This window comes from Pseudomonas sp. CFBP2511 (assembly GCF_030209255.1).
In the GTDB taxonomy this organism is placed as follows: domain Bacteria; phylum Pseudomonadota; class Gammaproteobacteria; order Pseudomonadales; family Pseudomonadaceae; genus Aquipseudomonas; species Aquipseudomonas avellanae.
This window is the reverse complement of the sequence record NZ_JARVSI010000037.1, coordinates 1-24,241: the sequence shown is the minus strand read 5'-3', so window position 1 is coordinate 24,241 and position 24,241 is coordinate 1. Positions and strand designations below refer to the sequence as shown.

The 24,241-nt window shown below is 59.4% G+C and carries 13 protein-coding genes; 7 read left to right on the top strand and 6 right to left on the bottom strand.

The genetic code is table 11. From position 1 onward, the window contains the following. Positions 1-77: 77 nt before the first annotated feature. The 4 genes from hrpA to QRN38_RS26615 all read left to right on the top strand — a co-directional run bounded on the left by hrpA (position 78) and on the right by QRN38_RS26615 (position 11,543). Positions 78-3,989, top strand: coding sequence for an ATP-dependent RNA helicase HrpA (gene hrpA, locus QRN38_RS26630; protein WP_057417797.1), 3,912 nt, complete (start codon positions 78-80; stop codon positions 3,987-3,989). Positions 3,990-4,229: 240 nt separating this feature from the next. Beyond that, complete coding sequence (locus QRN38_RS26625; RefSeq protein WP_005764961.1) at positions 4,230-5,351, top strand: beta-ketoacyl-ACP synthase III; 1,122 nt, start codon at positions 4,230-4,232, stop codon at positions 5,349-5,351. A gap of 120 nt (positions 5,352-5,471) precedes the next feature. Further along, positions 5,472-10,376, top strand: coding sequence for an NEL-type E3 ubiquitin ligase domain-containing protein (locus QRN38_RS26620; protein ID WP_057417798.1), 4,905 nt, complete (start codon positions 5,472-5,474; stop codon positions 10,374-10,376). A 39-nt stretch (positions 10,377-10,415) separates the two neighbouring features. Beyond that, positions 10,416-11,543, top strand: coding sequence for a GNAT family N-acetyltransferase (locus QRN38_RS26615; RefSeq protein WP_007247022.1), 1,128 nt, complete (start codon positions 10,416-10,418; stop codon positions 11,541-11,543). A gap of 91 nt (positions 11,544-11,634) precedes the next feature. On the opposite strand, the gene QRN38_RS26610 is transcribed toward QRN38_RS26615, so the two are convergent. From QRN38_RS26610 to QRN38_RS26595, 4 genes are all read right to left on the bottom strand, one after another. Beyond that, complete coding sequence (locus tag QRN38_RS26610; protein ID WP_005764967.1) at positions 11,635-13,467, bottom strand: ABC transporter ATP-binding protein; 1,833 nt, start codon at positions 13,465-13,467, stop codon at positions 11,635-11,637. 101 nt (positions 13,468-13,568) lie between these two features. Next, positions 13,569-14,132: a peptidylprolyl isomerase A gene (locus tag QRN38_RS26605; protein WP_005764969.1), complete on the bottom strand. Its 564-nt coding sequence runs from the start codon at positions 14,130-14,132 to the stop codon at positions 13,569-13,571. 149 nt (positions 14,133-14,281) lie between these two features. After that, entirely contained in the window at positions 14,282-15,070 is a 789-nt protein-coding gene (locus QRN38_RS26600; RefSeq protein WP_005764971.1) for an alpha/beta fold hydrolase, read from the bottom strand. 13 nt (positions 15,071-15,083) lie between these two features. Further along, complete coding sequence (locus tag QRN38_RS26595) at positions 15,084-16,007, bottom strand: LysR family transcriptional regulator (RefSeq protein ID WP_005764973.1); 924 nt, start codon at positions 16,005-16,007, stop codon at positions 15,084-15,086. A 67-nt stretch (positions 16,008-16,074) separates the two neighbouring features. On the opposite strand from QRN38_RS26595, the gene QRN38_RS26590 reads away from it, so the two are divergent. Beyond that, entirely contained in the window at positions 16,075-16,389 is a 315-nt protein-coding gene (locus QRN38_RS26590; RefSeq protein WP_005764975.1) for a hypothetical protein, read from the top strand. 575 nt (positions 16,390-16,964) lie between these two features. Here the strand turns inward: QRN38_RS26590 and QRN38_RS26585 are convergent. After that, positions 16,965-21,797, bottom strand: coding sequence for a M10 family metallopeptidase C-terminal domain-containing protein (locus tag QRN38_RS26585; protein ID WP_057417799.1), 4,833 nt, complete (start codon positions 21,795-21,797; stop codon positions 16,965-16,967). Positions 21,798-22,075: 278 nt separating this feature from the next. Between QRN38_RS26585 and QRN38_RS26580 the strand changes: the two genes are divergently transcribed. Then, on the top strand, positions 22,076-22,954 hold the full coding sequence (locus QRN38_RS26580; RefSeq protein ID WP_057417800.1) for a carboxylate/amino acid/amine transporter: 879 nt from the start codon (positions 22,076-22,078) through the stop codon (positions 22,952-22,954). 1 nt (position 22,955) lies between these two features. Here the strand turns inward: QRN38_RS26580 and QRN38_RS26575 are convergent, their stop codons facing one another. Then, on the bottom strand, positions 22,956-23,690 hold the full coding sequence (locus tag QRN38_RS26575; protein ID WP_005619926.1) for an SDR family NAD(P)-dependent oxidoreductase: 735 nt from the start codon (positions 23,688-23,690) through the stop codon (positions 22,956-22,958). A gap of 481 nt (positions 23,691-24,171) precedes the next feature. Here QRN38_RS26575 and QRN38_RS28425 point away from each other — a divergent pair. Further along, on the top strand, positions 24,172-24,241 hold a 70-nt coding region (locus tag QRN38_RS28425; protein ID WP_479681213.1), incomplete at its 3' end, for a hypothetical protein.

The following is a 24,241-nucleotide window of genomic DNA, read 5'->3' as shown; positions in this document are numbered from 1 at the left end:
GATCAGACCATCGTCACAACCCACCGCAATCTGCGACAATCCGCACCTGCCATTTGAAAAAAGACCCTGCGCACCTGATGACCGACGAATCGCCTTCTATCGACCAACTCCTGAAAAACCTCGACCACGCGATGATCAGCGAACGCCATCGTTTGCGCCGTCAGTTGCATGAGCTGCGCAAGAAGCCTGACGAGGCGAAGCTGGCGCAGTGGGTGGCACGGGTTCAGGCGTCCTGCGCTCAGGTGACGGCGCGGCGCGAAAGCGTGCCGGCGATGCGTTATGACGACAATTTGCCCATCGCCGCCAAGCGCGACGAGATCAAAGAAGCGCTGCTCAAGCATCAGGTGCTGATCATTGCCGGTGAGACCGGTTCGGGTAAAACCACGCAGTTGCCAAAGATCTGCCTGGAAATCGGTCGCGGTCAGCACGGTCTGATCGGCCATACCCAGCCGCGCCGGATCGCCGCACGCAGCGTGGCCAGCCGGGTTGCCGAGGAAATCGGCACGCCGCTGGGGGCGCTGGTCGGTTATCAGGTACGTTTCGAGGATCAGAGCGACAGCAACACCCTGATCAAGCTGATGACTGACGGTATCTTGCTGGCCGAAACCCAGAATGACCGCTTTCTTGAGCGCTACGACACGATCATCGTCGACGAAGCCCACGAGCGCAGCCTGAACATCGACTTTCTGCTCGGTTACCTGAAAACCCTGCTGCCGCGCCGCCCGGACCTGAAAGTCATCATCACCTCCGCGACCATCGACCTGCAGCGCTTTTCCGAGCACTTCAACGATGCGCCGGTGATCGAAGTATCGGGTCGTACCTTCCCCGTGGACCTCTGGTATCGCCCGCTGACCAGCGAGCAGGACGAGGAGGGCAGCAGCGTTGAAGAAGACCTGACTGTCGATCAGGCGATTCTGGCCACGCTGGACGAACTGGCAGCTTTTGAACGCAGCGAGCGCAAAAGCCCCGGCGATGTGCTGGTGTTTCTGCCCGGCGAACGCGAAATTCGCGATGCGGCCGAGGTGCTGCGCAAGGCTCAGTTGCGGCACACCGAGATTTTGCCGTTGTATGCACGTCTATCGCCGGCCGAACAGCAGCGTATTTTTCAGTCGCATCCCGGTCGTCGCGTGGTGCTGGCGACCAACGTCGCCGAAACCTCGCTGACCGTGCCGGGTATTCGTTACGTGATCGATACCGGTACGGCGCGCATCAGCCGCTACAGCTATCGCGCCAAGGTCCAGCGCTTGCCGATCGAGGCCGTTTCCCAGGCCAGCGCCAATCAGCGCAAGGGCCGTTGCGGACGTGTCGAACCGGGCTTGTGCGTGCGCCTGTACAGCGAGGAGGATTTCAACGGTCGGCCTGAATTCACTGACCCGGAAATCCTGCGCACCAACCTGGCGGCGGTCATCCTGCAGATGCTGCACCTGCGCCTGGGCGAGATCACCGACTTTCCGTTTATCGAGCCACCCGACGGCAAGGCGATCAGCGACGGCTTCAACCTGTTGCAGGAACTGTCGGCGGTCAATCGCGAAAATCAGCTGACCCCGCTGGGTCGCCAGCTGGCGCGTCTGCCAGTGGACCCGCGCATGGGCCGCATGCTGCTTGAAGCCGCGAAACAGGGCAGCCTCCAGGAAGTGCTGATCGTCGCCAGCGCCATGTCCGTGCAGGACGTGCGTGAGCGCCCGCCCGAGCGTCAGCAGGCGGCCGATCAGGCCCATGCACAATGGAAGGACGCCGACTCGGACTTCGCCGGGCTGGTCAATCTGTGGCGCGGTTTTGAAGAGCAGCGCCAGACCCTGACCGCCAGCCCGCTGCGCAACTGGTGCCGGCGCAATTTTCTGAATTACCTGCGCCTGCGTGAGTGGCGTGACTCTCATCGGCAGTTGAGCCTGATCTGTCGCGACCTGCAACTGACGGTAAACAAGGAGCCGGCCGATTACCCGAAATTCCACAAGGCCATTCTTTCCGGCCTGCTAAGCCAGATCGGGCAAAAGGCCGACGAAGGCGATTACCTTGGCGCGCGGCAGCGACGCTTCTGGATTCACCCCTCCTCAGGTCTGGGCAAGAAGCGCCCGCAGTGGCTGATGGCTGCCGAATTGGTGGAAACCACCAAGTTGTATGCGCGCATGGTGGCCAAGATCGATTCGGACTGGATCGAGCCGCTGGCCGGGCACCTGATCAAGAAGAATCATTTCGAGCCGCATTGGGAGAAAAAGCGCGGGCAGGTGGTCGCGTTTGAACAGATCACCCTGTTCGGCCTGATCGTGGTCGGTCGTCGCCCGGTGCATTACGGGCCTGTCGACCCGCAGGTGTCACGCGAGCTGTTCATCCGCGAAGGCCTGGTGCGTGGCGAAATCCTCTCTCGGGCCAAGTGCCTGAGCGCCAATACCCGCTTGCTGGAACAGCTCGACGAGCTGGAAGCCAAAGCTCGCCGTCGCGATATTCTGGCCGACGAAGACACCCTGTACAGCTTCTACGAAGCGCGAATTCCGGCCGAGATTCACCAGACCGCCACGTTTGACAGCTGGTACAAGACCGAAAGCCAGAACAACCCGCAGCTGCTGATCATGCGCGAAGAAGACGTGTTGGCCCGTGAGGCCAGCGAAGTGACCGCCGCGCAGTACCCGGACACGCTGAATCTGGGCGATTTGAGCCTGTCGCTGAGTTACCACTTTGAGCCCAACCACCCGCGTGACGGCGTGACCCTGCGTGTTCCGGCACCCTTGCTGCTGTCTTTGCCTGCCGAGCGTCTGGAGTGGCTGGTGCCGGGGTTGCTGGAAACCAAGTGCATCGCGCTGGTACGCAACCTGCCCAAGGCGGTGCGCAAGAACTTTGTGCCGGTCCCGGATTTCATCAAGGCCGCGCTGCAACGCCTGACCTTTGGTGAAGGCTCGTTGCCTCAGGCGCTGGGCCGCGAGCTGTTGCGCATGACCGGCGTTCGGGTCAGCGACGAGGCCTGGGCCGAAGCCGCGCAGCAGCTTGAAGGCCATTTGAGGATGAACCTGGAAATCGTCGATGGCAGCGGCAAGTTTCTGGGTGAAGGGCGTGATCTGGCCGAACTGACCGCACGCTTCGCCGAGGCGAGTCAGGCTGCTCTCGCGGTGCCGCAAACCGCGAAAAGCCAGCAACCGGTTCAGGCCAAGGCCTTTGCTGCGGTGGCACAGAAAACTCAGCAGAACATAGCCGGGCTGTCGATGACGGTGTATCCGGCGCTGGTCGAAGAGGGCGGCGTGGTCAAGGAAGGCAGGTTCTCTACTCAGGCCGAAGCCGAGTACCAGCACCGACGCGCCTTGCAACGCTTGCTGTTGCAACAGTTGGCGGAACCGGCGAAGTTTCTGCGCAACAAACTGCCGGGCCAGACCGAGCTGGCCTTGCTGCACCGCGAACTGGGGCGTATTGATGCGCTGGTCGAAGACATTCTGCTGGCCAGTCTCGACAGTTGCGTGCTGGAAGGTGAGGCCGAGCTGCCGCGCGACGGTGCCGGCCTGCTGTCGCTGGCGGAGCGCAAGCGCGCCGACTGGACCGAGCACGCCGAGCGGCTCGCGAAGCTGGCGCTGGAAATCCTCAAGCTGTGGCACGGTTTGCAAAAGCGCTTCAAGGGCAAGATCGACCTGTCTCAGGCGGTTGCGCTCAACGATATCAAGGCGCAACTGAGCAAACTGGTGTATCCGGGCTTTGTGCGGGAAACCCCGGCGGCGTGGCTCAAAGAACTGCCGCGCTACCTGAAAGCCATCGAAATGCGCCTGGAGAAACTGCCAGGCCAGATGCAAAAAGACCGGGTGTGGAGCATCGAACTGGCAGGTCTCTGGGCGCAATACCAGGCACGCGCCGACAAACACGCCCAGGAAGGCAAGCGTGACCCGGAGCTGGCGTTGTATCGCTGGTGGATGGAAGAGTATCGCGTCTCGCTTTTTGCTCAGCAGTTGGGCACTAAAATGCCGGTGTCGGACAAACGGTTGAGCAAGCAGTGGAGCCAGGTGGATAGCTGATCCCAAGTTCACATGTGTTTAGTGAAATGTGTCTATCGGGCCTATATTCATTGGCCCGATAGCGCCAAAACCGGGCTCTGTGGCACACTCCGCGCCTGTCTTCACCGTGTCATGAAACGCTGCTACCGCTTGCGGGCAGCTTTTACCTTCGCACTGGTACGCTGGTCCCGACAAGTGTGGGCTGGCAGATGCCGTGCCTGAGCAGGTCATTACCTGCAACTCAATAAAAGAGGAACGACCGTGCACAACGTCGTCATCAGCGGCACAGGCCTGTACACCCCGGCCGACAGCATTTCCAACGAAGAGCTGGTGCAGTCCTTCAATGCCTACGTTGCACAGTTCAACGCTGACAACGCAGCCGCCATCGAGCGCGGAGAAGTGCAAGCGCTCAGCGAGTCCAGCGCCGCGTTCATCGAGAAGGCATCGGGCATCAAAAGCCGCTTTGTGATGGACAAACAGGGCATTCTCGACCCGCAGCGCATGAAGCCCAACCTGCCTGAACGCGGCAATGACCAATGGTCGATCCTGTGCCAGATGGGTGTTGCGGCAGCCAATCAGGCGCTACAGCGCGCAGGCAAGACGGCTGCTGATATCGACGGCGTTATCGTCGCCTGCTCCAATCTGCAACGAGCGTACCCGGCGATCTCCATCGAGATTCAGGAAGCGCTGGGCGTTGCGGGCTACGGTTTTGACATGAACGTCGCCTGTTCTTCGGCCACCTTCGGTATTCAGGCCGCCTGCAACAGCGTGCAGCTCGGCCAGGCCCGCGCCTTGCTGGTGATCAGCCCGGAAATCTGCACCGCGCACCTGAATTTTCGCGACCGCGACAGCCATTTCATCTTCGGTGACGGCGCCACGGCAGTGGTGGTCGAGCGTGCAGACCTCGCCACGTCGGCTTTTCAGTTCGATATCGTCAGCACCCGTTTGTTGACCAAATTCTCCAACAACATCCGCAACAACTTCGGTTTCCTCAACCGCACGTCAGATGAAGGCCAGAACGCACCGGACAAACTGTTCGTGCAGGAAGGGCGCAAGGTGTTCCGCGAGGTTTGCCCGATGGTCGCCGAGCTGGTCAGCGCGCATTTGCAGGACAACGGCATCAACATCAGTGACGTGAAGCGCTTCTGGCTGCATCAGGCCAACCTGAGCATGAACCACCTGATCACCAGGAAACTGCTGGGCCGCGATGCCACGGTCGAAGAAGCACCGGTGATTCTCGACACCTACGGCAACACCAGCTCGGCCGGATCGGTCATTGCGTTTCATACCTATCAGGATGATTTGCCAAAAGGCGCGCTGGCGGTACTGAGTTCGTTTGGTGCCGGTTACTCGATTGGCAGCGTGATTCTGCGCAAACGCTGATCGCGTTCGATGGGTAGCGCTTGAGCGGCGAGCGCTACTTGTCATATCCCGTTATGTCACTTGCAGGTCATAGGGTCTCTATGGTGTTGGCTTTTCACGAAGCCACCCTAGGTATTGACTATGTTAACTGCTCACGACAACACGCCTGAAACACAGGCATCGCCTGACGTGCCCGTTTCCTTGATAACCCCGCGCAAGCTCGACTCTGAGCCGTTTGAAGCCGAACATCCGAACGCCGGATTCATCAGGGCTAATTTACCTGGCTGGTACTCGAGCGCACCGGCGTCATTGCGCCAGGCACTGCATGCCAGCCAGCAGAAAGCCCGGCGTTCGGCCCAAGCGCTGGAACCCATCCGCAACCGCCTGTTATCGGCAAAGACGTTCGCCGCGCCTGTGCTGTCGAAAGCGTTTTTTGAACGTTTCAAACTTGCTCTGGACGTTGAAGACTTCCAACTGATGACCTGGCGCTACGACAGCACCTGGAAACCGGCTCCCCTTGAGCAGACGCTTTTGCAGGCAGCGTTACAGAACTTTGCCGCCAGCAACCGCAGCCGCTTCGATCCGCACTCGGCCATTCTGCGTACAGGTGGCTTGCGTTACTGGCTGATCGACAGCACCCAGCACAGGTACACGGTGGAATACCATGACCGCCAGGACATCAGCCTTGAGCAGTTCGCTGATTTTTGCCATGAGCTGGACCTGGGCAGCCAGTACCAGTCCCATCTGGACAGTGTATTCAAGCCTTCCACTCCCGATGCTGCGCAGGCGGTAGCCGTCGCGTTCATCGACAGTGAGCGTGATGCCGTCGAGGTACTCGCGCACATTGCCAGAATGAAGGGTGATGTCACCGATGCGGCTTACCAGATGTTGCTGAGCATGGTGAAGTCCGTCGACCGCCCGGAATGGGATGGCAAGGGCGTGCGCTGTTGCCAGTTACACATGCTCGATACCTACGTTTTTTCGGGCTGCCTTTTGCACGGCGCTCTGCTGATCCAGCAGGACATTCCTGATCCTGATGGTGGGCCTTGCATTGTCTATATGCCTTCCGAGCCTTCACATCCGATCAAACAGTTCGCATCACTCCAGGCCTTCAACGCCAGTCTTGTGGAAGCGCTCGACAGCGACAGTTATCGTCGATATTTCAGCCGCTTTGTCAGTCTGACTCGCAGTCCGCAATTCTTTGCCACGCTGAAGCCACGCCTTCACCCGGCCCAGGACGCCACGCTGGACGTCAACGCTGACCTTGTGTTGCAGGCACAGCCATTTTCAAAACCACCGTTTCAGTTGCTGTATGACCACCTGCTGGCCAAAACCTACGGCGACTCACGGGCAATCGCGGTGCCTTCCGCGCAGGTGGATCAGCAGGCTCGCGATGCACTGCTTGAAAGCCTGGAAAGCAAGGGCATGAACCTGCTCAATGTGGCCGGATTCTTTGTGCCGGTGCTGGGCGAAGTCATGGCTATGGTCGCCCTCTATCAGCTTGCCAGTGAAGCGTTCGTTGCCTACGAAGACTGGACGCACGGGGAAGTGGAAGAGGCCATGCAACATGTTTATGAGATTGGCGAAAACGTCGCCCAGATGCTGCTATTGGGCACCGTCATCGGCGCGGTGAACGGGCTCAAGCCGTCGATGTTCATCGAAAGCCTGGTGCAGAAGAGCGTCGATGGATCGATCCGCCTTGGCAAACCGACCGTTGATGCTTTTGCCGATACGGTCAGGTTGCCTGATGGGCTGAGTCTCAATGCGCTCGGGCTTTACGAATTTGATGGCAAGACCTGGCTGCTTCTGGATGGCAAGCTCTATCGCGTAGCGGCGGATGCCCATCACGCAAACTATCGAATCAAGCATCCGGTGGACGAGCGCTCGTATTCGCCGAGGCTGGAACACAATGGCGCTGGCGCCTGGCGTCATGAGTGGGAAAACCCCATGGGCTGGGATGAGGTCACGGCGTTCAGGCGTCTGAACGCGACGTGTGAAGCGTTCAGCGAAGCGGAAATCCGCAAAACGCTGGGTATTACCGGCGTCAATGAGGCGTTGCTGCGCCAGATACATGTCGAGAACCTCCCGCCTCCGGCCTTGCAGAAAGATGCCGTACAGCGCGTTGAAATCGAGCGGGAGCTGCAAAGCTGTATTGATGCACTCAAGGCCGAAGATCTGTCGCCGGTGTCGGTTTCTCACCTCGAGCCATGGATGAAGCTGCTGGTGTCGTCGCCGCTTTGGCACAAGACCCGGGGGCTGTTATTGATCGATGCTGAAGGGGGCCTGCTGGATTCCTGGAACGCGGGGGCGCACATGACACTTTCATCTCATGTGGTAGGCCCGACACGGCACCTGACTCAGGTTCTGGGCCAATTACTGGACGGCCTGACGCCTGACGAAATCACTCGTCTGACGGGCAGCGGCAGCACAGACAAGGTCGTTCAGCTTCGCGGCTTGAAAAGTCATTTGGCCGATTATGCTCAATACCATATAGAGCAGCTGCTCGATGGGGTTCATGCGCTGAAAGCCCGCAGCAGCGACCCGCTGGTCCAGTTGATACAGCGCGATTTCAGCCGCTTGCCGGATAGCGTCGCGCTTGAACTCCTCGACATGACGAGCGAGGCTGACAAGGTCCGCATGACATCGGAAAAGCGTATCCCTCTGGAGCTTGCCGAGCACGCCCGTGAGTATCAACAGCAGCTGAGGATAAACAGGGCCATCGAGGGCTTCTACAGAAGTTCGACCGACAATCCCGACACTCAGGCCGCAGGACTTGGCCTGTTGCAATACGTGCCGGGCTGGGGCGGTGACAGGTCAATCGATCTGCTCAAAGACACACTGGAGGGAGACGAAATAGGCAGTCTTGCCAGCGAGAAGGCCACCGCCGTGCACCGGATTCTCGTCAGAACTGGAGAGGGATTTGAGCCCTTCAATCATTTGGGAGAGTCTCTTGGTGCACGGAATCCGAGGTTTTTCGGCAGCCTGTTGAGCGTTCTTCCTGATGACGTGCGCCTCACTATCAATCTGCCGTTGAATGCGCAAGAGCAGCAGTTGCGCAGTCTGTTGGGCGGTATTGCATCTGATCGACGCGACCGCGTCATGAGTATCCTGCAGATGCAACCGATCAAGCCTGGCATCAAATGGCCGCACAGATTGCCTGACGGCCGTATCGGCTATCCTCTGAGCGGTCGCTTGCGTGGGTTCTTTCGCCGACTGGGTATCGGTTCGTCCAATCACTCGCCAGAGCTTGCAGTGAAAAGTTTATACCCGGATTTTTCCGCTGATCAGGTGGCGAGTTTTCTTGATGAGTTGCGGGCCGAACATACCGGGTCGGCCGGGCAGTTGCCCCATTTCGTCAAGCAAAGGCTGCGTGGTCTCAGGGATGAATTACGCAACCTTCAAACCACCCTGGATGAGTGGATAACGGAAACGCCATTCTCTTTGCTGCGCACATCCAGGGAAGTCGCGGCGAGGCGCATTCACGGCTGCTGGAGAAGACTCGGTAATCACTCCATAAGTCTTCAGGGTGAGTTTCTGGGCTATTCGCTTGATCTGGATAATCTGCGAGTAGGGGTAATACCGGAGATAACCGCCAGCTTCGGCCATGTGGCTGAGTTAAAGGCGTGGAACATGCAGCTTCCCCATTCACACATGGATGCATTGCTGAAAAACTTCACTAACCTGCGGTCGTTGAATCTGGGTTTCAATGAACTGCAGGCCCTGCCAGAGTCGATAGGGAGAATGACTCGGCTTACAGAGCTGTCACTCAGAAATAACCCCTTGGGCTGGACAGAGGCCTCCAATGCCATTTTGCAGAACCTGCGCCGACTGGAGGTTCTGAATCTCAACTATTGTCCGCTTGGGCCGCAGGTGCGTCTTGCGGATCTCAATTCGTTACGTATGCTGTTTTTGCGTGCTACAGGCATTGAAACGTTGCCAGCGTGGAATTGGCGCAGGTCGGATTTGATTCGTCTTGATGTGCGCGATAATCGTATTTCGGAATTATCGCTCGAGGAGCTTGATGGCATTGAGCGCTCCCTCGGCTCCACTCGCCTTCACCTGCTTTTGAGCGGCAATCCATTGACTGCGCAAGCAATGGCCAGCATCCGACTGTTTCTCGAGGGCAGGACCCGGCCGCGATTGGGTGTCGGCCAGAACCGTCCTGCGCTTGAGGCCGGGCCTGACAGTACACCCTGGCTTGCAGGTCTGGATCGTGAGCAAGTGGAAGCCCGTGACCGGCTTTGGCAGGATCTGCGAGCCTGTACAGGTTCTACGGACTTTTTCCAGATGTTGAGCGACCTGACGCACTCGGCTGATTTTTCAAATAACCATGAAGCACTCGTCAGGCGAGTCTGGGCGATGATAGACGCAGCCTCTGCAAGTACGGAGTTGCGTCTCCAGCTATTCGATGTTGCCGCTCACCCGCAGACTTGCGGCGATGGGCTGGCGTTGGTCTTTGGCGACATGGAAGTGCGCGTGCGGGTGTTCTCGATCATGTCATCCACGCCGCAAGCCGCGCAGCCACTGGAGCTGTTCAAGATGACGCGCAGTCTGGACCGTCTGGATCAGGTGGAAAAAATTGCACTGCGCGAGATTGCTCTTCGTCAGCATCAAGGCGACAGGGTCGATGAGGCCGAAGTGCGGTTGGCCTACCGTGTCGGCCTGCAAGCCCGGCTTGATCTGCCCGGTCAGGCCCAGACCATGCTGTTCAGCAATATCGCGAAGGTCACCGACGCTGATTTGCAGGACGCGCACAGCGAAATAATCACACGCGAAAGTACCCAGGCATTTTTCGAGTCGCTGATCGCCAGGGAATTCTGGATGAGTTATCTGGAAGCTCGTTACGCCTCCGATTTCGACGTGGTAAAGAGGCCTTTCAGTGAGCGTCTGAGCGTTCTGGATGAATTGCCTGCGAACCAGCAATCCGACCAGCAGTATCTTGATCGGATCGCCTTGATTTCCAGTGAGCGTGAGCAGGCACTCAATGAGTTTGCGATCAGGCTTTCCATGCAGATTGCTGAGGCGGTGAACATGGCGCCTCAATAAGGGATACTCTTGACCCTGTCTGCTTATCGGGGAACCTGCATGCCTGTTCACGTCATCGACAGCCTCGGCACCGTTGCGCCTGCCCAATGGGACGCACTGGTGCCGGGCAATCAGCCGTTCCTGCGCCATGCCTTTCTCAGCTCGCTGGAAGACAGCGGCAGCCTCGGGCCGCGCTCCGGTTGGCGTGCCGAGCATGTGCTGCACTACGAAAACGATCAGTTGGTGGCGGCGTTACCGGCTTATCGAAAGTGGCATTCGTACGGCGAATATGTGTTCGACCACGGCTGGGCAGACGCCTGTCGCCGTGCTGGCATTGCTTATTACCCCAAGCTGTTGGTGGCGGTGCCGTTCAGCCCGGTTAGTGGTTCGCGGATTCTGTCTGCAACGCCACAGGGCGGTAGGGAGTTGCTCAGCGAGCTGCCGGCCTATCTGCAGAGCGAGGGCCTGTCGAGCGCGCATGTGAACTTCACCGACCCTGCCGCAGATGCCTTGCTTGAGTCGCAACCGGGCTGGCTGCAGCGCATTGGCTGTCAGTTCCATTGGCATAACCGTGGCTACCGGGACTTTCAGGACTTTCTTGATGCATTGAGTTCGCGCAAGCGTAAACAGATGCGCAAGGAGCGTGAGCAAGTGGCGGGGCAGGGCATCGAGTTTGAATGGCTCGAAGGTGGGCAAATGAGCGAAGTGCTGTGGGACTTTGTTTATGCCTGCTATTCCAATACCTACGAAATTCGTGGGCAGGCGCCTTACCTGACCCGCGAATTCTTCAGCCTGCTGGCCGAGCGCATGCCTGAATCGATTCGTGTGGTCATCGCCTTGCAGGGCTCACGGCCTGTGGCGATGGCCTTTAGCCTGATCGGTGGCGACAGCTTTTACGGGCGTTACTGGGGCTGTCTGGCCGAGTTCGACCGTCTGCATTTCGAGACCTGTTTCTACCAGGGCATGGACTACGCCATCGCCCACGGCCTGCAACGGTTCGACGCGGGTGCCCAGGGCGAACACAAGCTGATCCGCGGCTTTGAACCGCAGATCACCCGTTCATGGCATTACCTGATGCACCCAGGGTTGAAAGACGCTGTGAGCGAGTTTCTGGAGCAGGAGCGAGCGGGCATAATGGCGTATGCCGAGCAAGCACGGAGCGCGTTGCCGTATCGGCACGTAGACTGACCGATCAACTGCTCCTGTGGGAGCGCCCGAGGCAGCGATCCGCATTGCTCGCGACGGCTGACTGGCGAAGAGGCCAGCATTCTGCCTACGCTCAATCCACCCCCACAAACCCGCCGGTCTGATGTTGCCACAATCGCGCATATAACCCGCCGCGGGCCAGCAGTTCGGCATGGGTGCCGGTTTCGGCGATCTGGCCTTTTTCCAGGACGACCAGGCGATCCATGCGGGCGATGGTCGACAGGCGGTGAGCGATGGCGATGACAGTTTTGCCTTGCATCAACGTTTCCAGGCTCTCCTGAATCGCCGCTTCGACTTCCGAGTCGAGTGCCGAGGTGGCTTCGTCCATGATCAGAATCGGCGCGTCCTTGAGCAGCACGCGGGTGATCGCGATACGCTGGCGCTGACCACCGGACAGCTTGACGCCGCGCTCACCCACATGCGCATCGAAACCGGTACGGCCTTCGGAGTCCGATAACAGCGGAATAAACTCATCGGCGCGGGCCTTGTGGATCGACTCCCAGAGCTGTTCATCGGTCGCGTCAGGATTGCCATACAGCAGGTTTTCGCGAATCGAGCGGTGCAACAGCGAAGTATCCTGAGTGATCATGCCGATCTGCGCACGCAGGCTTTCCTGGGTTATCCGGGAAATATCCTGGCCGTCGATCAGAATCCTGCCGCCCTGCACGTCATACATGCGCAGCAACAGATTCACCAACGTCGATTTACCAGCGCCGGATGGCCCGATCAAACCGATCTTCTCGCCGGGTTTTATGTCCAGGTTGAGGTTGTGAATGATCCCGTTGCCATTGCCATAATGGAAATCAACCCCGTCGAACCTGACGCCACCGTTCTCGATCTTCAACGGTTGAGCGCCGGGCTGGTCATTGACCGTGACAGGCTGCGAAATACTTTCCAGGCCGTCCTGCACGGTGCCGATGTTCTCGAAAATACCGTTGACCACCCACATGATCCAGCCGGACATGTTGACGATACGAATCACCAGGCCTGTGGCCAGCGCAATGGCGCCCACCGAGATCATTGACTGGGTCCACAGCCAGAGCGCCAGCCCGGTCGTGGTGACAATCAGCACGCCGTTCATGGTGGTGATGGTGGTGTCCATCGACGTCACGACCCGGCCAGCCAGCTGGCTTTTTTCGGTCTGGTCACGCATCGCTTCACGCGCGTATTGCTGTTCGTGATTGGTGTGGGCGAACAGTTTCAGGGTGGTGATGTTGGTGTAGCCATCAACTATCCGGCCCATGAGCTTTGAGCGCGCGTCGGACGAATCCACCGAGCGCTGTTTGACCCTGGGGACGAAATACATCAGCGAGAGGATGAACGCCAGGATCCAGGTGCCCAGCGGGATCATCAGTCGCCAGTCAGCCTCGGCGAACAGCACCATGGCGCTGATCGCGTAGATCAACACATGCCACAGCGCGTCCACCGACTGCACGGCCGAGTCGCGCAGCGAGTTGCCGGTCTGCATGATGCGCTGGGCAATGCGCCCGGCAAAATCGTTCTGGAAAAAGTTGACGCTCTGTTTGAGCACGTAGCTGTGGTTTTGCCAGCGGATCAGGTTAGTCATGCCGGGGCTGATGGTCTGGTGCACCAGCAGGTCGTGCAGACCGACGAAGATCGGGCGTAGCAGCAGGGCCACCACCACCATCCAGATCAGCTCCGGGCCATGAAGGCTGAAAAAGTCCTTGGGCGGCGTGGTTTGCGCCAGGTCAATGATGCGGCTCAGGTAGTTGAACAGCGACACCTCGATCAGCGCACCAATCAGGCCCACGACCAACAGCGCGAGAAACGTCGGCCACACCTGGCGCAGGTAGTACAGGTAGAACGCAAAAACGGTGTTGGGCGGGGAAGCGGTAGGGGCGTCTTTGAAGATATCGATCAGTTGTTCAAAACGACGATAAAGCATTGGCTATCACACCCACGCGACGTGGGTTCTCCTTGATAAGTGGAGGCTCTCCCGTCCGGCCCGCACGAAGCCATATGGCTTCATGCGGTGCAGGTTGCTGATCAGTTGACGCGTTTGGCGGACTTGATCAGGATCGGGTCGACTGGCACGTTTTGCATGCCTTTCTGATTGCCGGTTCGGGCGTTGACGATGTTGTCGACCACGTCCATGCCCTTGACGACTTTGCCGAACACCGCGTAGCCGAAGTCACGGGTGCCGTTGTCGAGCATGGCATTGTCATTGGTGTTGATGAAGAACTGGCTGGTGGCCGAGTTCACATCCGAAGTCCGGGCCATGGCAATCGTGCCGCGCACGTTATGCAGACCGTTCTGGGCTTCGTTCTTGATCGGGTCCTTGGTGGGTTTCTGCACCAGTTGCTGGGTGAAACCGCCACCTTGCACCATGAAGCCCGGAATCACCCGGTGAAAAATGGTGTTGCTGTAGAAGCCGCTGTCTACGTAACCCAGAAAGTTCTGAGTGCTGACAGGCGCCTTGGTGTCGGCGAGCTCGATTTCAATCTGGCCGAAGCTGGTATCGAGTACCACATGCGTGGCCTTGTCTTGAGCAGCCATCAGGTTGGCGGCAAACAGCACGGAGCAGGCGGCGAGAGCGATTTTTTTCAGCATGTGGCAACACGTCCTTCAGTTAGAGATATCGACTGTGGCCAGCATGGTAAACACGTTTGGCTTTTTTTGCCCAGCGACTCGCAAGATCCGCTGCGTATTGGGCGCTCGGCTTGCACATGGACTTGCACGCGGACAGGCCGCGTACGTTTTCAGACTCCAGTGCCCGCGATGAATTCCAGCAGCGTGCGATTGAATTGCTCAGGCTGGTCCAGCGGCGTCGCGTGCCGGGAGTCATTGATGATCACCAGTCGCGCGTTGGGCAGGCTTTTGACGTAGGCCTCCTTGAGCGACACCGGGGTGTAGTCGTGTTCAGCCGCAACAATCAAGGTCGGGCAGGTGATACGCCCCAGCCTGTTCTCCACACCCCAGCCTACGATGGCGTCGAAGCTGGCCAGATAGGCGCGTTTGTCGTTCCTGCCCCAGCGTTCGGCCATCTTGCGCCGCAGCTCGGCCTGCTCCGGTTTGGGGAACAGCAGCTTGCCCAGCGCCTTGCCGAGGGTTTCCATGCTGACGAGGCGTGACAGGGTCCAGCGCCTGATCCACTGCCACAGATCGCCTGGGCTTTTGACCTTGACCTGCGGCGCGCTGTTGACGATGCACAGGCTTTTGAGCAGGTGCGGCTGATCGACCGCCAGCTGGAAGCCGATCATCCCGCCCATCGACAGGCCCACCAAGTGCACCGGCCCCAACCGAAGGTGCTCGATCAGCGCTTCGACGTCATTGCTCATGGCTTTAATGCTGTAGCGCTCGTGCGGCTTGTCGGAGCGGCCGTGACCGCGCATGTCCATGACAATGACGCGGTAGTGGCTGGCCAGCACCGGAATCTGGTACTCCCAGTCCTGGCAGCTGGAACCCAGGCCGTGCAGCAGCAGAACAGGCTCGCCCTGGCCGTACTCTTCGTAGTGCAGTGAACAGTCATCGTGCTCGAAAAAAGCCATTTGCCTACTCCTGTCAGGCGTGTTGAGCGGCGGGGAGCGCTACGTTCAGCGGCGCGGTGTCGAAGGTGCGGATCAGGTCGATCAGAATCTGCGTCGCCGGCCCTAGCGGCCGGTCCTTGCTGGAGTAAAGATAGAACGTCGGATTGCGGATGCCACCCTTGTCGAGCGGCAGGGGCCTGAGCAGCCCTTCGCGCAGTTCGCGTTCGATCATGTGCCGAGGCAGCCAGGCAAACCCCAGGCCGTTGCTGACAAAGGTCGCTGCCGTGCCGAGGCTGCCGACTGTCCAGCGCTGTTCGGCGCCCAGCCAGCCGAAATCCCGGGGCTTCTGCCTGCCGGAGTCGCGAATCACGACCTGCAACTGGCTTTCCAGGTCCTGAAAGGTCAGCTCGCGATTGGCCTGATGCAGTGCGTGGTCCGGGTGCGCAACGGCGATGAACTCGACCGAGCTCATTTCCGTTCCCAGATGGCCAGCGATACTGTAGGCGCTGATGGCCAGGTCTGCGACGCCTTCGAGCAACACTTCCTCGACCCCCGAGAGCACCTCTTCACGCAGGCGAACCCGGCAACCACGGCTTTGCGGCATGAACGCAGTCAGCGCCCTGACCAGCCGCGCCGACGGGTAGGCGGCGTCGATGACCAGCCGCACCTCCGCTTCCCAGCCCTGTTCCATGTGGTGAGCGAGGTCTTCCAGCTGGCTTGCCTGTTTGACCAGTTGCCGCGAGCGCCGCAGCAGGACACCTCCGGCTTCGGTCAGCACAGCCTTGCGCCCGTCGATGCGCAACAAGGGCACGCCGAGCTGTTCCTGCATACGCGCCACGGTATAACTCACCGATGACTGCGAACGATGCAATGCCTCGGCGGCCTGTGCAAAACCACCATGATCGACGACGGCTTGCAACGTGCGCCACTGGTCGAGCGTCACGCGGGGCGCTTTCATGCTGTAATTCCTCTTTAATGTGCCGGCTATTGTTCTACTCTGACAATCCCGTCCCGGAGATCGCCGAATGAATCGACTGTGCTGTTTACTGCTGGTCATGTTGCCTGTCACAGCCTTTGCGTACCCCATTGAAGTGGAAAAGCAGTACCGGGACGTGAAAATCGACTATGCAACCCATGATGTCTATCACGACACCGGGGCGATTACCGTCAACAACTACGGTGACGTAGACGCCAAATGTTCAATAGTGTTCACCAATGGGCCAGAAGCGCCGCGCACCCGGCGTGTGCAAGTGGGGGCTGGCAAGAGCGTTGACGTATCGTCCAAATTCAATCGCAGCATTATCAAGTTGCGCATCAAGCTCACCTGTCAGCCAGCCTGAGAGTAGAGCGCCCTTATGGATAAAACAAATTTATGGATGGGGCGTATAGGGGCTTTGCGTTTTTGATCGATGCGTTGCTTTTGAAGTGAGGTTTTGGCTGGTGGGATTCACAAAACTGCTACGCGCCGTACATTTAAGACCGGACGCAGAGCGTCCAGAACGGCATGCGACGCAGAGCGTCGCACGATAGTTGAAAGAGCGTGGCACGATAGTTGAGATTATCGTTCCGCACGCTCCAGCGTCGGAATGCCTTGGGTGACGCTCCGCGTCACAGATCTGCGCCGCGCCGCGCAGTCAAGACCGGACGCAGAGCGTCCAGAACGGCATGCGACGCAGAGCGTCGCACGATAGTTGAAGGAGCGTGGCACGATAGTTGAGATTATCGTTCCGCACGCTCCAGCGTCGGAATGCCTTGGGTGACGCTCCGCGTCACAGATCTGCGCCGCGCCGCGCAGTCAAGACCGGACGCAGAGCGTCCAGAACGGCATGCGACGCAGAGCGTCGCACGATAGCTAAAAGGGCGTCGCACGATAGTTGAGATTCAACCGTGAGCGCGGAACATGGTCGGGTCGCTATCAGACGATGACGTCAGCCGCCTGCAGACTCTGCACACCCGTTAGCTGGATTTCGAAGTCCGCCCCGGTGTTGTCATCGACATTGCCGTACAGCACGCCATCGGCAAAGCGAAGCTCGCCGGTGTTGTTGGCGCTGAACGCTGAGTTGCCGATGAACGTGAACGCATCGTGGGTATCAGTAAGCGGTCGGGCATCGAAGCCTGTGAAATCCAGTTTGTCGCCTTCGCCCACCTTGAAACCATTGATGATGTCGCGCAAGCCGTCACGGCCCACCTCGTCGATGCTGTTGAACACATAGCGATCCGCCCCGGTGCCACCGATCAAAGTGTCCGCACCGGAACTCCCGATCAACACATCGTCGCCTGCGCCCCCGGACAACGTATCGTTGCCAGCGCCACCGTTCAGCACGTTGGCGTTCTTGTTGCCCGTCAGCGAGTCGGCAAACTGGCTGCCGGTCAGGTTTTCAGTGCCTTTCAGGGTGTCCAGGCCAGAACCGCCGGTGGCTTGCTGGGCGCTGGTGTTCAGCGCGACCGTGACCCCGGCGCTGGCGAACAGGTACGACGCCGTGTCATTGCCGTCACGCCCATCCATAACATTGTCGCCAGCGCCCGCGTAGAGCACGTTATCCAAGGCATTGCCGGTGGCGTTGGCAGTGTCTGTACGGGTGATCGCGATGTTTTCCAGATGGGCCCCCAGCGTATAACTCGCCAGCGCGCTGTACACCGTATCGACGCCGCCGACCCACGCATCGCTGTTGGTCTCGACCACGCGGTCTGCCACGTCATCGACGTAATAGCTGTCGGAGCCGTCGCCACCTTTCAGCAAATCGCCTCCGGCTCCGCCGTCCACAACGTTGTCGCTGCTGTTACCCGTGATCACGTTTTTCAACGCATTGCCGGTGCCGTCGATGGCAGACACGCCGGTAAGCAGCAGATTTTCGACATTGGCCCCCAGCGTCCAGCTGACAGACGACACCACGGTATCGACCTGCGACGGCGAGTCATTGCTCTCGGTGACGGTATCCAGCGCGTTGTCGACCACATAGATGTCGTTGCCATCGCCTCCCGTCATCTGGTCTGCACCCTGATCGCCGTCCAGTATGTCGTTGCCGGCGCTGCCGATCAGCGTGTCATCGTCACTGGTGCCGAAAATGTTGCCACCTTCGTTCTGGCCGCCCGCAAAAATTGCCGCCGGGTCATTGTTGTCACTGGCGTTGCCCCTGAAACCCAGGTCGTCGGCAATGAAGTCGGCCAGTCGCTGACCGACGATCTCTGCAGACTCTTCATGCAGGTGCCAGACGTCATCCGGGTAAACCAGCGAGTTGACCTCGTAACGCAAGGGCAGGTCGGTGTAGTCAACCGCCAGTTTGATGTCGCTGCGTTCGCTGGCGATGGCTTCCTGAGCGGCGCGGACATAACCCGCACCTTCGACAATGGCGTTGATTTTTTCCTGAGGGTAGCCGCGTGCTTCGGCTGCCTGTGCCTGGTAATGGCCGGTTTCTGCCAGGTACACCTTGAAGTCGCCTATCTGCGCGTGCAAGTAGTCGAACACCTTAAGGGTCGATGCCTTGTACAGGTCGGCCGCAGCTTGTTTATCAGTGGCCCGGGCTATTTCCTGAGCGGCTTCTTCGCCCTGACTCCAGATAATGCCGGTGGTGACTTTGTCGATGGCCGTCAACGACGCCAGTTGCGCCTTAAGCAGCTCGGTGGCACGCAGCAGCGCCTGGCCAGGTTGATCGGTATCGGTCAGCCACCAGGAAATACGCTGCTCTTCCGGGGTGCCGGTCGAGTAACCGACGACGGTGCTGCCGCCTACCGCCAGGTCGATGGCATCACCGTTGGCGTCTTTGAACTGGCTGCGCACGTCGTAATCGGTATAGCGGGTCAGGTCCTTGGCCATTTCCGAGGTGCCGGACTGGTTGTCGTCCTCGGTCATGCGCAGCAGGCGCGCGTTGGACTGGCCCAGCGTCGGCAAATAAAGAATCTCCTGAGACTCACGTTGGCCAAACACAAAGTCTGCGTCACTCAGGGTGTTGATCAGGTTGCCGCTCAAGGCGATTTCAAAGCGATTGCCTTCGGCATCGGAGGTAGCGGATTTGACGTAGGTCTTGTCGCCAGCCTCGTTGAGCGTCATGTACAGGGTGTGGTTTTCGCCGTTGCCCAGCCCCAGAAAGCCCAGGGCGGAGACATCGATCTTGTCCTGGCCGGGGGTGAAATCGAAGATTGTGTCCGTCGCGGTCAGCCCGCCTGCGTCGTAGTCACGGTAGCTGTCGGTGAGCGCGCTGTAGACGAACGTGTCGGCATCGGCGCCGCCGTACAAGGCGTCGCGGCCCGCTCCGCCGTTGAGGACGTCGGCCCCGGTATCGCCGCGCAAGGTGTCGTCGCCACCCAGGCCCAGCAAAGTGTCGTTACCCTCAGTGCCATACAGTGCTTCGGCGCTTTCGGTGCCGGTGATGATGCCCGGTGCGACGTTGCCCACATTGATCGCGAAGCTGTCCGCCACCGAAGCGCCTGTCGCGTCGCTGGCTGTCAGCAGCACGGAATAGAGCCCTGAAGCTGTGCCACCTGGTGTGCCGCTGAATGTCAGGGTCTTGCTGTCGAATTTCAGCCAGTCGGGCAGGGCGCTGTTGTCGGCCAGTGTCGCGCTGTAGGTCAGTGCGGTGCTGTCCGGGTCGCTGAAACTGCCGGGCTGCACGGCGTACGAGAACGGTTTCAGTTCGGTAACGTTCTGATCTATCAGCGGCGTGTTGAGCACCGGTGCCTGATTGGTGGTCGATGCGCTGGAAAAGATGAAGTTGGACGCGCCGAGTTTGTCGAGCAGATTGCCTTCCAGGGCGATCTCGAAACGATTGCCGGTGGTGTCAACCGCATTGGTCTTGACGTAGGTTTTGCTGCCATCGCCGTTCAGCGACAGGTAAAGGGTGTTCGCGCTGCCATCGCCCGGCCCGCGTAGGCCAATGGCGGAAAGGTCGATGCGGTCTTCGGCGACGTTGAAGTCAACGATGGTGTCGCTCTGCTTCGGCCCGCCAGCGGTGTAATTGCGGTAGCTGTCCAGGCGCGAGCTGTAGACGAAAACGTCGGCGCCTGCGCCCCCGGTCAGTGTGTCGGCATCGGCACCGCCATTGATCGTGTCTGCACCCGCGCCGCCATCGATGCGGTCCACGCCGGCATTGCCGTTGATGACATCGTTGCCCGCCGTACCGGTCAGGGTATCGCCACCTGCGGTGCCTTCCGTCACGTGCTGGAAGATGAAGTGACTGGCATTGAGTGTGTCTTTCAAATTGCCGGTCAGGCCCAGCTCGAACCGGTTGCCGCTTGCATCGACGTCCAGTGACTTGACGTAGGTGCGGTCCAGGGTGGCGTTGTAGCTGATATTCAGCGTGCCGTTCTTGCCGCTGCCCAGCCTGGTGAAGCCCAGGTTCGCCAGATCGATGCGGTCCTGGCTGACGTCGAAGTCAGTGAGCAGGTCGGTAGCGCTGGTGGTCGCCGTGCGATAGCTGTCGGTCAGTTGATCGAAACGGAAGGTATCGGCACCTGCGCCGCCGCTCAGTTTGTCGGCCCCGGCACCGCCGACCAGAATGTCGTCGCCCGTGCCGCCGTCGAGAGTGTCTTTGCCCGCCAGACCGAAGATCAGCTCGTGTGCCGCACCGCCGGTAATAACGTCGTTGGCCTCTGTGCCCAGCACGGTAACCAGCGGGAACGCATCGCCCGCAAAGCTGCCATCACCGTAAACCAGCGTCAGGCCTTTACTGGTGTGGCTGATGGTATTGCCGACGATGCTGTTGCGATCGGTGCCGTCTTCGTTGCGCTCGGCCACGCCGTAGGTAGAGTTGTCGCTGCCGGTGATCAGGTTGCCACGGATCAGGTTGTCACTGCCGTTGAAGTACTTGCCGGAGACACCAGTGGTGTCGTCATAGGACTGAATGATGATCTCCGGCACCGGTGCGCCGAGGGAGTTGTTGCTCAGCGTGTTATCAAAGACATCCACCCCGGAACTGCCATAAATGCGCACGCCCGCGCTGCCGTTGCCGTGAATGTCCAGGCCGCTGACCGATACCTGACTGGACAGCTTGATCAGCACGCCTTCGGCACCGTTGCCATAGACCGCGCCGCCGGTGATGGTGATGTTGGCGGGGGAGGGAATGTTTTCGCTGCCGCGCTGCACCACGATGCCGGTGCTGCCATTGCCGTAGGCGATATTGTTGCTCAGGGTGAAGTCGTGGGTGCTGGTCACCACGTTGAAGCCGTGACGATCGTTGTTATACGCGACGTTGTTCTCGAACACGCTGTCGCTCAGGTAATCGGCCACGAAGCCGTCCAGGCCGTTGCCGTGGGACACGCTGTTCTTGATCACCATATTGACGGTCTGCTCGTGCGGGTCGAACCCGTATCCCGAGCAATCCTTGATTTCGACGCTGTCCAGGGTGACGTTCGAGTCCTTGCCGTCAGAGCCCGGAATGTACCCGTTGAACCAGCCGTCCACTTTGCCGGTGGTGGCGTCCCGATTACCGTCCAGCGTGAGGTTCTTCATGCCGAAGTCGTGGGTTTCTTCACCGTAGGCCGAGCGGACGATGCCGGTGACCTTGGTGTCCGAGCCGTCCGCGAGCTTGATGATCGTCTCGCCCATGCCGGCACCTGACAGGGTGACGTTGCTTCTAAGCATCAGGCAGCCATCGGAAGGCTCTTCGCCACCGGACACGATGTAGGTCCCTGCCGCCAGAACCACTTCACCACCCCCCGCCGCTGCGGCCGCATCGATCGTAGCCTGAATTGCTGCTGTATCGTTCGTGACGCCGTCGCCCAAAGCTCCAAAATCTTTTGTGTTGAATATCATAGCGTTACTCCAGGCGACGAAGATTTTAGGTAATGAAGTCAATATTGCAGCGCCCCGGTGTAAGACCCCTTATTCAGGAAAAGTTGCGTGATATAGGCTATATTTTCGTCGAAAGCGACGACATGTGCGTCAATAATGCGTCTGTCATAATTGTGACGGGTAACGCAGGTCGTGCCGCTGGGTTGGCGTCAAAAAGCAATGGCCCGTCAGTGGTCTGTCGGTGGACAGCAGGTTGCGCAAACCGCTATGGTCGCGCCCTTCAAAAACGAGGGGCGGGCATGGGTTATCTACTTTTCGTCACACTGATTCAGGCGTTTTCATTCAGTCTGATCGGTGTCTATCTGGCGGGGCACGTTGACAGTTACTTTGCCGTGCTGATCCGTGTGGTGCTGGCCGGTCTGGTGTTCATTCCACTGACCCGCTGGCGTCAGGTCGAGCCGCGATTCATGCGCGGCATGCTGCTGATCGGCGCCTTGCAGTTCGGCGTTACCTACGTCTGCCTGTACCTGAGCTTCCGGGTGCTGACGGTGCCGGAAGTGCTGCTGTTCACCATCCTCACGCCGCTGCACGTCACCTTGATCGAAGACGCACTCAACCGGCGCTTCAACCCTTGGGCCTTGCTGGCGGCGCTGGTCGCTGTGCTGGGCGCAGGCGTGATTCGTTACGACGGCCTGGACGGCGATTTTCTCGGCGGCTTCCTGCTGCTGCAAGTTGCCAACTTCACCTACGCTGCCGGGCAGGTGCTGTACAAACATCTGGTGGCGCGCCACCCCAGCGACCTGCCGCATTACCGACGTTTCGGCTACTTTTATCTGGGTGCGCTGGCCGTGGTGCTGCCCGCGTTCCTGATGTTCGGCAACCCGCAACACCTGCCCGAAGCACCGACCCAATGGATCGTGCTGCTGTTTCTCGGCCTGTGTTCGACGGCGTTGGGCATGTACTGGTGGAACAAAGGCGCGTGTAGCGTCAATGGCGGCACCCTGGCCGTCATGAACAACCTGCATGTGCCATTGGGGCTGCTGGTCAACCTGCTGATCTGGAACCAGCACGAAGACCTCACCCGCCTGCTGATTGGCGGCGGAGTGATTGTCGCTTCGGTGTGGATAAGCCGGTTAGGCGTGCGGCGGGTGCCGGCAAACGTGCCCGGCACCCGTTGAATCAGACGTGCTGACCGCCGTTGACGTGAATTTCTGCGCCATTCACATAAGAAGCACCGGCGGTGCACAAAAAGTAGATCAATGAGGCCACTTCTTCGGGCTTGCCCAGACGGTGCATCGGCACCAGCCGCTCGACGATTTCCGCTGTGCCGGGCGACAGGATCGAGGTGTCGATCTCGCCCGGCGCAATGGCATTGACCCTGACCCCGTGCGGGCCGAAGTCGAAGGCCATCTCACGGGTCAACGCAGAAAGCGCCGCCTTGGACGTGGCGTAAGCGACACCGGCAAAAGGGTGCACTTTCGAGCCTGCAATCGAGGTGACATTGATGATGCTGCCCTTGGCGGCCTTCAACTCATCGAACAGCCCGCGCGCCAGCAGTGCGGTGGAGAACAGGTTGACGTTGAAGACCTTGATCCAGGTGCTGTAATCCGACTCCAGTACACCCATGCGACCGCCTTCCGGCGTCTTCGGCGAAACGCCCGCATTGTTCACCAGCGCATCCAGACGCCCGCCGAGCTTGTCTTTGATCGCCGCCATGCTGGCACTGACGCTGTCGATGTCTTCCAGGTCCAGATGGATATGATTGAGCAGCCCCTCCGCCCACGGACAGTCATCCACCCAGTTCTGCCTGGACGCGGTGAACACTTCCCAGCCTGCGGCATTGAAATGCTTGACCGTGGCATGACCAATCCCCCGGCTTGCGCCAGTCAGCAACAGCTTTTTCTTGTCGCCCATGAGTGCGTTCCGGTTTTTGAGGTTGGATGCATCATGTTTTTTGGCGGTCGGGGTGTCAACGCTGTTGGTCCGGTGTCAGGCGGCAGAACGCATGCGGTTGATGCGTTTCAGGACACTGCGCCAGTGTCGTACGTCCAGCGATGTGCATGGCCGTTGCAGTTGGGTCAATCTGGGGTTGTCCAGCATCACGCTTTGTTGATCGGGCAAAGCGGTCAGAACTTCACGCGTAGGAAATGGCATTTTTTCGAGTAGGCACGATGCGATTGTTGTATCTTTTTCGAACTGTGTCGCAGAAATTCAGCGGGCCACTGTGTACAGTTCGCCTTATGAAGACGAAGTGGGTCTGAGGCAGACCGGCCGTGAATCAATAGCGTTCAAGGACAGACAACGTACATGGACTATCAACCGCCGCATGACTCCATCAAGCTTTCGGGTTGGCTCACCGATAGCTTTGCCATGACTGGGCAGAGGGGGCGGCGCTATGTTTGAAGCTGCCCGGTTGCACGATGGAATTGAGCACACTGGCGCATTGGGTGGGCTTCTGGCGGGCG

What these genes read in the sequence shown, in the direction of transcription:
- hrpA (WP_057417797.1), top strand. Translation starts at nt 78, where the DNA reads ATGACCGACGAATCGCCTTCTATCGACCAACTCCTGAAAAACCTCGAC.
- QRN38_RS26620 (WP_057417798.1), top strand. Translation starts at nt 5,472, where the DNA reads ATGTTAACTGCTCACGACAACACGCCTGAAACACAGGCATCGCCTGAC.
- QRN38_RS26615 (WP_007247022.1), top strand. Translation starts at nt 10,416, where the DNA reads ATGCCTGTTCACGTCATCGACAGCCTCGGCACCGTTGCGCCTGCCCAA.
- QRN38_RS26610 (WP_005764967.1), bottom strand. Translation starts at nt 13,467, where the DNA reads ATGCTTTATCGTCGTTTTGAACAACTGATCGATATCTTCAAAGACGCC.
- QRN38_RS26605 (WP_005764969.1), bottom strand. Translation starts at nt 14,132, where the DNA reads ATGCTGAAAAAAATCGCTCTCGCCGCCTGCTCCGTGCTGTTTGCCGCC.
- QRN38_RS26600 (WP_005764971.1), bottom strand. Translation starts at nt 15,070, where the DNA reads ATGGCTTTTTTCGAGCACGATGACTGTTCACTGCACTACGAAGAGTAC.
- QRN38_RS26595 (WP_005764973.1), bottom strand. Translation starts at nt 16,007, where the DNA reads ATGAAAGCGCCCCGCGTGACGCTCGACCAGTGGCGCACGTTGCAAGCC.
- QRN38_RS26590 (WP_005764975.1), top strand. Translation starts at nt 16,075, where the DNA reads ATGAATCGACTGTGCTGTTTACTGCTGGTCATGTTGCCTGTCACAGCC.
- QRN38_RS26585 (WP_057417799.1), bottom strand. Translation starts at nt 21,797, where the DNA reads ATGATATTCAACACAAAAGATTTTGGAGCTTTGGGCGACGGCGTCACG.
- QRN38_RS26580 (WP_057417800.1), top strand. Translation starts at nt 22,076, where the DNA reads ATGGGTTATCTACTTTTCGTCACACTGATTCAGGCGTTTTCATTCAGT.
- QRN38_RS26575 (WP_005619926.1), bottom strand. Translation starts at nt 23,690, where the DNA reads ATGGGCGACAAGAAAAAGCTGTTGCTGACTGGCGCAAGCCGGGGGATT.